The following is a 12430-nucleotide window of genomic DNA, read 5'->3' as shown; positions in this document are numbered from 1 at the left end:
GAGATTAAAAAGAAAAGGAGTTCTAGCATTTCAGAATGCCGGAACTCCTTTTCTATTTAATCCTAAAAGTGGAATTTCAGATCAACACCACATTGGAAAGGATTGCCACGCTGGGCAAAATACAGTTTCTTTCCTGTTGCTGCATTATCAACAGCAAAGGTATTGTAATTAGTATCTGTGAGGTTCTTACCCCAGATACTGATGCTCATCTTGCTGAAATCAATATCACAATGCGCACCCATCACGAAATACATCTTCTGGCTGTAGGTATTGGCATTATCCCAATAAGTCTTGCCCTGCGCATTCATGTTCAATCCGAAGGTAAACTGTCCTAAATGATAGTCAGCCATGGCTGCTATCGTATGCTGGGGAACATAAGGAACCTTCTTGTCCTTATAATTCACAGCCTTATCACCCTCGCCATCAGTATATTCATCAAATACGGCACGTGTAAAACCATAGTTTACACCCCAATCAAAAGCACCGTCGAAAGCCTGGCCCTTGAGCGCGGCTTCAATACCACAACTGTGACTCTTACCTGCATTAACCATCATTCGGCCAAAGCCATAGGTTCCTGCCATCACAGAGAGTTGCTGATTGCGAACCTGCATATAGAAGGCACTCAAATCGAAATGAAGACGATGATCAAAAAGATTGAGATGCGTTCCAACCTCATAATTCCATGAGGTTTCCGGTTTAAAGGCAATAGTCTGGTTCACTCTATCATAATCTTCATCGGTATGAGGAACGTCATAATTGCCTCGCATCGCCTTCTGACTATTAGCTTTAAGATCGGCCTGCAAGATATCACTGAACATTTGGATATTATAACCGCCTGCACGATAGCCCTTGCTCACCGTAGCATAGACATTGCTCCCCTGCTCATCAAGCTTGTAACTTAATCCAAATTTTGGCAGGAGCTGGTTGTAATCATCACTCGTTTTGCGGTCGAGCATTGAACGCAAAGTACGAGTAGCCTCCATGCCCATCACCTTAGCTGTCATCGCCATATAAGCATAAGTATCGTAATGAATACTTGTATGCATGAAATCGTAACGCAAGCCAAGCGTTGCTTTCAGACGGGAAGAAAGATCAAACGTACTCTCGTGATAGAGGCCCAAATTGCTCTGAGGAGTATGAAACAAACCCGGAGCTCCCATATCTACATTGACAGAAACCCCATTAGCCATTGCCGGAGGCATTGCATGCTGCATCTGAGTCTGGATAACCTTACTGATAGGCTTCGTCAATGCTGAACCGAATTTTACAGGACCATTTGTCTTCAACCACACATGGGAGAAGAATGCACCCTGGGTAAGATGCCAGAAACCGAAGAAAGGCTGACGACTCTTAAATGTGAACTCCTGAGTGATAGAATTCTGCAACTGATCTTGCTGCAAGCTCAAATAATCTTCAGGAAGATAATCCTGATCCATCTTCATATTGTCATCCAGGAACTGATAGCTGGTAGTAGAGGCAAAATCCCATTTCGCTCCTTCATGACGAAGATTGACACCCGAAAGCAGCATGTTGCGGTGATAAAGCCCAGGGAATGTTGTATTTGGCAATGCTGCCTTGCCACTGTTTAAATCCAACTGACCATAAGGAAATGCATGCTGATAAACAAATTGGTAATTGGCCAGCAAATCCATGCTCCATCCTCTATCAAAACGGAACTTAAGATTAAACTTACCGCCAGCCTCATCATAATTGTCTGCATAATCGCTGGTTCCTGCACGATGGAAGAATCCCTTCTGTCCATCATAAAAAGCAGCTACCCCTAATGCGATACGAGGTGAAAGTTTCATATAATGAGCCGCTTCTACATTACGATAGAAATGAGAGCCCAATCCCAGATTAACGTAGGTGCCCTTGCTATCATAAGCATCGCGGGAATAGATGCGCACCAAACCACCTTCAGAATTCTGACCATAGAGTGTTCCCTGTGGACCACGGAGAATATCTATACGGCTGGTCTGATAATGGTGAAGATTGAAAGCAGCCTTGCTCAACACTGGAATTCCGTCAAGATAAATTCCTACAGCCGGACTGTTGATACGGCTTCCAATACCGCGCACATACATGGCGTTGGTAAAACGCGAGCCATAGTTGGGCATTACGAAGTTAGGAACATAGCAGGAAAGTTCACGCAAATCGCGAGACCCCAATCGCTGCATCTGATAAGAACCAAAGGAAGTGCTGCTGAGAGGCTGTTGACGAAGACGGAAATTCTCTTTAGGCTGCGAAACAACCACAACTTCATCAATATCAAAAACTCGGCTGCTATCAGCCAGCAAACCGTTAGCGTCTGCTAACTTTTCACTCGTACCCAATGACAGGTCAGAGCAAGTAGCCCTTTCGTTATCCGCAGCACTAGCCTGCAACGCTACTGCTGCCAAACCAATGCATACGCTCTTTTTACTATAAAATACTATTCTTTTCATAACGGGTGCAAAGGTACATATTTTTTCCTGCACCCCCTATCCTTATTTATGAGGAAACAGATAAGCCCGTATGGCAAACCATATATAGGCTACGAGCAGTAAATAACCTATATAATATAAGGTAGTGACACTGAAAATGATGTAATCAATGGCGCAAACACCCACTAAACCACCCAGATACAGAACTGCATCGCCTGCCGGCAAACGGTGTTTCACCTCATCAACACAAGCCAGTCCTACTATCAATATCGCCCAGACGGTAGCCAGGAAGAAGCCCAATATTGGCGGTACGGCAAAAGGATTGAGCGTAGGATGAAAATAGAAATGACGCCATACTTCTGGCAAAAACAACTGAATGGTTGCATAGAAGGTTGCTGATATCGAAACAATAAGCACCAAGGCTGTAGGATATGGTGAATCAATATCATTAAAATGAACCAGTTTACCATTACTATGGAAAATCTTACGAACTGTATAGGCTACGGCTATGATGATAATGATAACCAGGAAGATGAGCAAGTGAGTATTGCTGAAGGTCATGATGAACTCTGAAATAGGATCATCGGGCACAACCTTCGGCAGCAGACGGGACTCACGGGTCCAACCAAACTGATTATCTTCAGTAGCCAACTGCACCCAAACAGAATCTATAGAATCCTGAGGAACCATACGGATATCCGTAACCACCAGCAGGCGGTTCTTTCGGACGGCGAAGGAGTCGATAGGCAAATTGCTCAAAAACTCTTCAGGCTGTTGCGCTATCAATTCCAGGGAATCCTTGAATACCAGAAAATTGAATTTGTTGGTATAATGATGGGTGGTAGAAAACGAAATGGAATCGAGTTGTTTATTGCTGTACTCTACCATAGCAGCATGCATCTGGTGATGAGCACGGCGATGATAACAACTGCTGAACATCAAGAGGATGCCCAGCATACAAAGAATCTGTATCGTCCATTTCTTTTTCATTTATTTCTCACTATATAAGTTCATCTGACATTCGTTGCACGCAAACTCCAGACGGAAGCGGCGACCGTCACCCAACTGCAGGAAGAGAGGCTCTCTCCAAGATGGTTTCTTGCCTCCACGCTTCACACAGTAGCCCAACGAATAGCGGATACAATGGCGGCACTGCATGAGGAGCGATTCTCCCTTTTCATTGGTATACTTAGGCTGCATACTTCGGTTTGCCTTGTCTTTTTCTATATTCTCATCATATTCTTCCTGGGTCTTAGCATCCCATGCAGAAGGAATATTCTTACCCAACTCAAATGCCGGAACTACTGGCGACAGACCATGAATCTGATAAAAATCTCTTGCATCATAGTTAGCTATATTATAGAGATATCCCCATTTTCCGTATTCCGGCTGCCAAGTAAATTCCTCTTTCGTAAGTCGGTGCTCACCGGGCTGACTGAATCCAAAACCATTGTTGAACAAGGTTCTATCCCATCCACCCCACAACGACTTATCAAGCTGTTTCTGATTTGCCTTGGTAAGTTCATCTATCAATTCACGCCGGATAGCAGTGAGAATACTGTTCGGAACGAAGTATGTCTCCATTCCCTTCAGAAGTTCTACCTGGTAAGCTTCGTAAATCGTATCGCCCAGTTTGCTCATCTGAGCCTTTATATTTTCGCCCTGCGGGCGTTTCGCCTTTTCGAGTTTCAACTCTTTAAACACCTCAGCCACCTGATAAATCAAGCCTCCATCAGCCTCTATCGTCTTCATGATGTTGACAACAGCCTTTACCCCCTGCGGCTCTTCCCTGAACTCATTGCCCATCACAGGCTCCATTGCTATGACAATATAGATTTTACGTTCAGCAGACTTACGGGCCAGCAAATTCTCGAAAGCACGATCGTTATTACGATAAAGAGCCATGCCCGGACGCAAATGTTCAGGCATTCCAAACGGATAGAGGCGATTGCCCTCTACTCTGTTCACACGAAAGCCTTCCAACTCACGGTCATCATTGATAAAACACAGTCCATCGCCATTTTTAAAGCTGGCTACTGTGGCAACGTTGAAAGAAATATTGCCACGTATTTCTTTAACCTTGCCCACAAACTCGCCGATAGCTTTCGGAGTATCGAAAGAAGCGATATCCGGCTGTCGCCCATTCAGGAAATAATGGGTAAAGCCACGATTGAAAGTCTTCTTCAGATTAGGTGTAAAATTATATTGAACATGTCCCACCGATGCACGGCGATACTTACGCGGTTCAGCTTTTACGATTGCATCGAGTTGTCTGCTATAGGCAGCCACCACATTCTTGACGTAGTTGATATCTTTTAATCTTCCTTCTATCTTGAACGAAGTAGCTCCAGCATCAGCAAGATCCTTGAGATGATCAAGCTGACAAAGATCCTTGAGCGACAACAGATAACGCTGATGTTCTATCTCCTGTCCATTGGAATCAAGCAAATCAAACTTCATACGACAGAACTGTGCACATTCTCCACGATTGGCAGAGCGCCCGAAACACTTCTCGGAAGCATAACATACACCCGAATAGCTTACGCAGAGCGCTCCATGTACAAAGACCTCTATTTCTCTATCCGGAATCGCCTGATGGATCGCCTTGATTTCATCGAGCGAAAGCTCACGAGCCAGAACAACACGTTTGAAACCTAACGTGGTAAGCCAATACGCCTTTTCAGGAGTTCTTACATCACACTGGGTACTGGAATGCAATTCTCTACTCCACAAATTCTGCGCCCTCACCTCAGTAAGCACACCCATATCCTGCAGCAAAAGTGCATCAACACCAATCTCATCAAGTTGCTGGATCATCTTAAGCGTATCCAACATCTCATCCTGATAGATGATAGTATTCACTGTAACATGAACCTTTGCTCCAAACTGATGAGCATAATCACACAACTGTCTGATATCTTCCAGCGAATTGCCTGCTGCTGCTCGTGCACCAAAACGAGGTGCACCAATATATACGGCATCTGCACCATGATCTATGGCTGCAATACCACATTCCAAGTTCTTGGCAGGCGCCAATAATTCTAATGTTTGCATAAGAAATCTATCTCGAAATCATCCGACTCCTTCAAATTAACTGATTTCGTCAATATTGTAAGGAGTCTCCTGATAAACATAATAGTTGATCCAATTACTATAAAAGAGGTTGGCATGAGCACGCCATGTCACCAAAGGTTCTTCGTTCGGATCGTCATGATAATAATAATTTTTTGGTAGTTCTACATCATCACGCTTGCCCATATCACGCTTATATTCCTTATCCAGCGTGTTTGGCGCATACTCAAGATGACCCGTCACAAAGAATTCGCGGCCGTTTCTGGCCATCACAATGCTGACACCGCTTTCAGGCGATTCGGCAATGATGTCAAGTCCTGGCACTTTTTCAATATCCTCACGTCTTACCTCCGTATGGCGACTATGAGGCATATTAAAGATATCATCGAAACCGCGGAAGATTGGCTGAGACAAATCGAGAGGCTTCTGCTTAAAAATACCAAACATCTTCTTCTCTAAAGGATACTTAGGAACACCATAAAAATGATAAAGACCAGCCTGGGCACCCCAGCAGATATAGAGTGTTGAAGTAACATGGGTACGGGCCCAATCAAAAATCTCTTTGATTTCAGGCCAATATTCTACCTCCTCATAAGCCATCGTTTCGATAGGAGCACCGGTAACTATCATTCCATCAAACTTCTGTTTGGAAAGTTCCTGAAAATCCTTGTAGAACATCATCATGTGCTCTATTGGAGTATTCTTTGGCGTGTGACTTTTCAACTTCATAAAATAAACCTCTAACTGAAGAGGAGTATTCGACAGAAGACGAACGAGATCTGTCTCGGTCGTAATCTTGAGGGGCATCAAATTGAGCACACAGATTTTTAACGGACGAATCTCCTGTTTATGCGCACGACTTTCGTCCATCACGAATATATTCTCATGCTTCAGCAGTTCGATAGCTGGAAGCTTATCTGGTAATCTTAACGGCATTTATTTTATTCCTTTCTTAAATTTTTCTGCAAAGTTACACAATTTCAGCGAAGATAACGAAAGAAGAAACATTTTTTTGAGAAATATAAATAAATTAATGTGGAAAAGCAAAAGAAATCTTTCACTATGAAAAGGATTGTTAAAGATAAATGAAAATATTAAACCTATCATCACGTTTTTAATCAAAAACACATATCAGTTGCAACTTTATAGGCGACGCTTACGTCAAATCAAAAAATGATGTATCCTATTAAGATTTGCAATTATGGAAAGTAAGAACATTAATCCACATTTAATCAGAACAGATGCAAAGAGTTCTGTAAAAATGAAAACAAAAAGTAAAAAGAGTATGAACGCAAGTTTAAAAAACATGGCGGTAGCGCTGTTCATCATGTCGGCTCCTATCGCTGTACAAGCTAAGCAATGGTCACTGCAGGATTGTATCAGTTACGCACTGGCTAACAACATTCAACTGCAGAAGACTCAACTCACAAAAGCTTCAGCTCAGGAGGACTATCTGCAATCAAAGTCAGCACTTCTGCCATCGCTCTCTGCCAGCACCAATCAAAATGTAAACTATACGCCTTGGGTTTCTAATGGAATCAGCGGAGAAGGTTTCAGCAAAGCTTCCATCGACAAGGTATATTACAATGGCAGCTATAGCGTGATGGGCAATTACACGATTTGGAACGGAAACAAAAACAGAAATCAGGTGAAACTGAACAAGCTGGCAAAGGAAGCGGCACAACTCGATTCGACAGCACAAGCCCTCAACCTGCAAGAACAGATAGCTCAACTTTACGTACAGATACTCTACTCTACAGAGGCTATCAACGTAAACAAAGAAAGTTATCAGTCGAGTGTTCAAAACGAAGAGCGTGGTAAGGAAATGGTAAAAATTGGCAAGATGAGCCAAGCAGACTTAGCACAACTCACAGCACAGAGAGCACAAGATGAGTTTAACATCGTGCAGGCTGAAAGCAACGTAAAGAACTACAAACGACAGTTGAAGGAAATCCTGCAGATTACCAGTGAAGAAGCTTTCGACATCGCTATTCCAAGCACAACTGACCAGATGGCTCTGGCCTCTATCCCAGGAATGAACAGTGTCTATACAGCTGCGCTTCAGAATCGCCCTGAGTTTTTGAGCTATCAAAACCAACTCGACCAGAACGATCTGAACATCAAGATTGCAAAGGCAGGAAAGTTGCCAACCATCAGCGCAAATGCAGGAGCTACGACCAGCACCACATCCATGAACAAAAACGGTTGGGGCAGCCAGATAAAAACCAACTTCAGCCTGGGTGGTGGAATCGGTGTCAGCATTCCTATCTTTGATAACCGACAGACCAAGACTTCTGTCAACAAAGCACTCATTCAGCGTGAAAGCATCCTGCTCGATATAAAGAATGAGCAAACTAAGCTCTACTCTACTATCGAAAACTATTGGTTGCAGGCTAATACAAACCAAAGCCAGTTTAAGGCTGCCAAGGTGAGCAGCGAGAGTGCCCAAACAAGCTACGATCTGTTAAGTGAGCAGTTTAAACTGGGATTAAAGAACATCGTAGAATTGAGAACTGGCAAAGATAATCTTCTGAAGGCTAAGCAGAACGAACTTCAGGCAAAGTATCTTACCATTCTGAATATCAACATGTTGAAATTCTACCAAAACGGCAGAATCTAAAGAGAAAGATTGGTATTAACATCCAAAAACATATTGCAAATCATTAATAGGTATACATACATTTTTATGAAAAAACTTAGAATCAGCAAAATCTGGATTGCCATGATTGTGGTAATCATCGTAGCTGTGGCAGCATGGCTGTTCTCAGGAAGCAAAAACGAAGAGCAAATAGACTTCAAGCAAGAAGCAGTAACCACACAAACATTACAGAATAGTGTAACTGCAACCGGTACTATTGAAGCGGTAACTTCTGTAACGGTTGGTACACAGGTGAGTGGTATTGTAAACAAACTTTATGTTGATTACAATTCGCAGGTAAAAAAAGGTGAAGTCATAGCTGAACTCGACAAAACCAACCTGATGAGCGAGTTGAATACTGCCAAAGCTAACCTGGCAAGTGCGCAAAGCAGTTTGAACTATCAGAGTGCAAACATGAGCCGCTACCAGACCCTCTATAAGAAAGGTTTGGTAAGTGCTGACGATTATGAAAATGCGCTTCTCACCTATCGCCAGGCGAAAGAGCAAGTAGCTTCGGCCAAGGAAAATGTACAGAAAGCCCAAACCAACCTGAGCTATGCTACAATTACATCCCCAATAGATGGAACTGTCATATCAAAAAGCGTAGAGGAAGGACAGACCGTAGCAGCAAGTTTCAACACGCCAGAACTCTTTACTATCGCTAAAGATCTGACCAACATGCAGGTGATTGCAAATGTTGACGAGGCAGATATAGGCGGTGTAAAAGAAGGTGACCGCGTTAATTTTACAGTAGATGCTTATCCTGACGATGTATTCCAGGGAACAGTAAAACAGGTTCGTCTGGAAGCTACTACAACAAACAATGTAGTTACTTACGAAGTTGTCATCTCTGCACCCAACGCAGATCTCAAGTTAAAACCAGGACTGACTGCAAATGTTACCATCTTTACACAAGAACGAGCTGGTATTCTTGCCGTTGCCAACAAAGCACTCCGCTTTACTCCAACCAAGGAAACAGTGGGAAAGAACATCAAGATTGTTGACTGCAAAGGAAAGAACAAAGTTTGGACGCTTGCTAACAATACCCTTACAGCTCATTCTGTAACCATCGGTCAGAGCGACGGTATACATACTGAAATTATCAAGGGCTTGAAGAAGGGACAGAAGATTGTAACTGAAATCATAGTTAATACCCCTGAAGAGAATGAGGAGCCTCAACAAAGTCAAGGTTTGATTAGCGGTCCTGGACCTAGAGGAAAGAAAAAATAAGGAATAAGAGTATGACAAACGACAATATTCAAGCAAACAGCGAAAAGAAAGTTGTGATAGAACTCGACAATGTTCGTCGCGACTTTCTTGTGGGTGAGGAAACTGTCCACGCCCTAAAAGGTGTAAGCTTTAAAATATACGAAGGTGAGTTTGTTACCATCATGGGTAAATCAGGATCAGGTAAATCTACCCTGCTGAACCAGCTAGGTTGTCTCGATACCCCATCCAGTGGCGAATACTATCTGGATGGAGTAAGCGTACGAAAGATGTCACGTAATGATCGCGCCATTCTTAGAAACCGAAAGATTGGATTCATCTTCCAGAACTACAATCTTCTACCGAAGACTACAAGTGTAGAAAATGTAGAACTTCCACTGATGTACAACCCGAACGTAAGCGCAGAAGAACGAAAGCAACGTGCTATCGAATCGCTGAAAGCTGTTGGTTTAGGAGAACGTCTCTATCATAAGAGTAATCAGATGTCTGGAGGACAGATGCAGCGTGTAGCCATAGCTCGTGCGTTGGTCAACAACCCCGCTGTGATACTTGCTGATGAAGCTACGGGTAATCTCGACACCAGAACCAGTTTCGAGATTCTGGTACTCTTCCAGAAACTTTATGCAGAAGGAAGAACCATCATCTTCGTTACCCATAACCCAGACATTGCAAATTATTCGAGTCGTAATATCGAACTGCGTGATGGTCACATCATCAGCGACACCTATAACGAACATATTCTCTCGGCAGCCGAAGGTCTGGCAGCCTTGCCGGCCAACACGGACGAATAAGTTTTCAATGTTAAGTGTTGAATGTTAAATTACTTAGCATCCAATAGCAAACGAAGTTTTCACTTAACACTTAACATTTAACATTTAACATTACAACAAGTAAAATGAATTATCAGAATCTTTTCAAAATAGCCATCCGCGCCATTGCTGCCAACAAAATGCGCTCTTTCCTTACCGCACTTGGCATCATCATCGGTATTGCTGCGGTTATTACCATGCTTGCCATCGGACAAGGAAGTAAAGCCAGCATCAAGGCAAACATCGCAGAGATGGGATCAAACATGATTATGATTTCACCAGGTGCAGACATGCGTGGCGGTGTGAGACAGGATGCTTCGTCAATGGAGACGCTGAAGCAAGCCGACTATCAGAGCATCAAAGACGAATGTAATTATATCTCAGCTATTTCTCCTACTGTAAACAGTTCCGGACAGTGGATCTACGGAAACAACAACACCCAAAGTTCCATTTATGGTGTAAACCAAGACTATCTTTCCATCCGACAACTGAAAGTGGCAGATGGAGAAATGTTTACTGATACAGACATTAAGGCTGCATCTAAAGTTTGTATTTTGGGACAGACAGTAGTTGACTATCTTTTCCCTGATGGCAGTGATCCTATCGGTAAGGTTGTGCGATTTAACAGCATTCCATTCAGAGTAATCGGTGTCTTGAAGAAGAAAGGTTACAATAGTATGGGTATGGACCAGGATGATTTGGTACTTGCCCCCTATACAACAGTAATGAAGCGAATTATGGCACAAACCTATTTAGGAGGCATCGTCTGCTCAGCTATCACCGAAGAGGCTTCTCAACCTGCCCAAGATCAGATTACAGAAATATTGCGACGCAAACACAAATTGAAAGACGCAACAGATACTACTGAAGCAGATGAAGATGACTTCAATATCCGCTCTCAAGAGGAAATTTCAAGCATGATGAATTCTACCATGTCTACAATCACCATCCTGCTCGGATCCGTGGCAGGAATCTCGCTGCTGGTAGGCGGCATCGGAATCATGAACATCATGTATGTATCTGTAACAGAACGCACCCGCGAAATAGGTCTTCGAATGAGTGTGGGCGCACGAGGTATTGATATTTTGAACCAGTTTCTGATAGAAGCTATCTTACTTTCTGTAACTGGCGGTATTATAGGAGTGATATTGGGAGTTAGTTTATCGCTCAGTCTGAACTCTTTCTTCCATATAGCCACCCAAATAGAGCCTTGGAGCATTATTATGAGTTTTGCAGTCTGTACATTTACTGGCGTTTTCTTTGGATGGTATCCTGCAAAGAAGGCAGCAAGGCTCGACCCTATCGAGGCTATCAGATACGAATAAAAAAATGGGGAGAACATTAAATATTCTCTGAGGTTTTTCAAAAAAAACAAAAAGTTTTTTGGTGAATACAAAATAAAGTTGTACTTTTGCGTCTGCGGAAGTGCAACTTTTTTTTATTTGAAGTTAAACGAATCGCATGAATTGAATAGTAAACAGGTTTAAATATAGAAGATTATGAAATTTATAGGAATTATTCCAGCAAGATACGCATCAACACGTTTCCCGGGAAAGCCACTTGCCATGTTAGATGGCAAACCAGTGATACAGCATGTTTATGAGAAAGTAGCAGCTTGTCTAGAAGCAGCCTATGTTGCAACAGACGATGAGCGAATTTTCAATGCTGTAGAAGCATTTGGCGGTAAAGCTGTTATGACGCGCAAGGATCATAAGAGCGGTACTGACCGCATAGAAGAAGCTATCGAAAAAATTGGTGGAGACTGGGATGTCATTGTCAATGTTCAAGGAGATGAACCTTTTGTAGACAAGAGTCAATTGGAAACCATCTGCCAGTGTTTTGATGACCCAACAACCCAAATTGCCACTTTAGGAAAAGCTTTTACCAGTATGGAAGCTGTAAAAAATCCTAATAGTCCAAAGATTGTTGTAGACAATCAAGGCTTTGCTATGTATTTTTCTCGCAGCATCATTCCATACGTAAGAGGAAAGGAAGAGGAAGAATGGCTCAAGAGTTTTCCTTATCTGAAACATTTGGGCATCTATGCTTACCGCAAAGAAGTTTTAAAAGAGGTAACCAAACTGCCACAAAGCTCACTAGAAATAGCAGAGAGCCTGGAACAGCTTCGATGGCTGCAGAATGGCTACAAGATAAAAGTTGGTACTACAGATGTAGAAACTGTAGGCATCGACACGCCAGAAGATTTGCAGCGGGCAGAAGACTTTTTGAAAAACAGAAAGTAATAAGAAACATCATATACT

The 12430-nt window shown here is 42.8% G+C and carries 9 protein-coding genes; 5 read left to right on the top strand and 4 right to left on the bottom strand.

The genetic code is table 11. From position 1 onward, the window contains the following. Positions 1–62: 62 nt before the first annotated feature. From FO447_RS04260 to metA, 4 genes are read right to left on the bottom strand one after another with little or no spacing between them, the layout of a single operon-like run. A complete protein-coding gene (locus tag FO447_RS04260; RefSeq protein ID WP_200757848.1) occupies positions 63–2444 on the bottom strand; it encodes a TonB-dependent receptor in 2382 nt (793 codons plus the stop codon). Between the two features lie 42 nt (positions 2445–2486). Continuing rightward, complete coding sequence (locus tag FO447_RS04255) at positions 2487–3413, bottom strand: zinc ribbon domain-containing protein (RefSeq protein ID WP_200757847.1); 927 nt, start codon at positions 3411–3413, stop codon at positions 2487–2489. Beyond that, positions 3414–5477, bottom strand: a complete 2064-nt coding sequence (locus FO447_RS04250; protein ID WP_200757846.1) for a peptidase U32 family protein — start codon at positions 5475–5477, stop codon at positions 3414–3416. It abuts the gene before it with no gap. Between the two features lie 36 nt (positions 5478–5513). Then, positions 5514–6431: a homoserine O-acetyltransferase MetA gene (gene metA, locus FO447_RS04245; RefSeq protein ID WP_006846715.1), complete on the bottom strand. Its 918-nt coding sequence runs from the start codon at positions 6429–6431 to the stop codon at positions 5514–5516. Positions 6432–6780: 349 nt separating this feature from the next. On the opposite strand from metA, the gene FO447_RS04240 reads away from it, so the two are divergent. The 5 genes from FO447_RS04240 (at position 6781) to kdsB (ending at position 12412) form a co-directional block, all read left to right on the top strand. Continuing rightward, positions 6781–8115, top strand: a complete 1335-nt coding sequence (locus FO447_RS04240; protein ID WP_200757844.1) for a TolC family protein — start codon at positions 6781–6783, stop codon at positions 8113–8115. 66 nt (positions 8116–8181) lie between these two features. Next, positions 8182–9363 carry an efflux RND transporter periplasmic adaptor subunit gene (locus FO447_RS04235; RefSeq protein WP_153083121.1) on the top strand — a complete coding sequence of 394 codons (1182 nt, stop codon included), beginning with the start codon at positions 8182–8184 and terminating at the stop codon, positions 9361–9363. An 11-nt stretch (positions 9364–9374) separates the two neighbouring features. Next, the gene (locus FO447_RS04230; protein WP_118064192.1) at positions 9375–10151 is read left to right on the top strand and encodes an ABC transporter ATP-binding protein; all 777 of its coding nucleotides are present in this window, start codon (positions 9375–9377) and stop codon (positions 10149–10151) included. 104 nt (positions 10152–10255) lie between these two features. Next, complete coding sequence (locus tag FO447_RS04225; RefSeq protein WP_200757842.1) at positions 10256–11494, top strand: ABC transporter permease; 1239 nt, start codon at positions 10256–10258, stop codon at positions 11492–11494. 174 nt (positions 11495–11668) lie between these two features. Beyond that, on the top strand, positions 11669–12412 hold the full coding sequence (gene kdsB, locus FO447_RS04220) for a 3-deoxy-manno-octulosonate cytidylyltransferase (protein ID WP_153119194.1): 744 nt from the start codon (positions 11669–11671) through the stop codon (positions 12410–12412). Positions 12413–12430 lie beyond the last annotated feature (18 nt).

It is taken from the genome of Segatella copri (assembly GCF_015074785.1).
In the GTDB taxonomy this organism is placed as follows: Bacteria; Bacteroidota; Bacteroidia; order Bacteroidales; family Bacteroidaceae; genus Prevotella.
The sequence above is the reverse complement of the archived record's forward strand: the minus strand, read 5'-3'. Positions and strand labels throughout refer to the sequence as shown.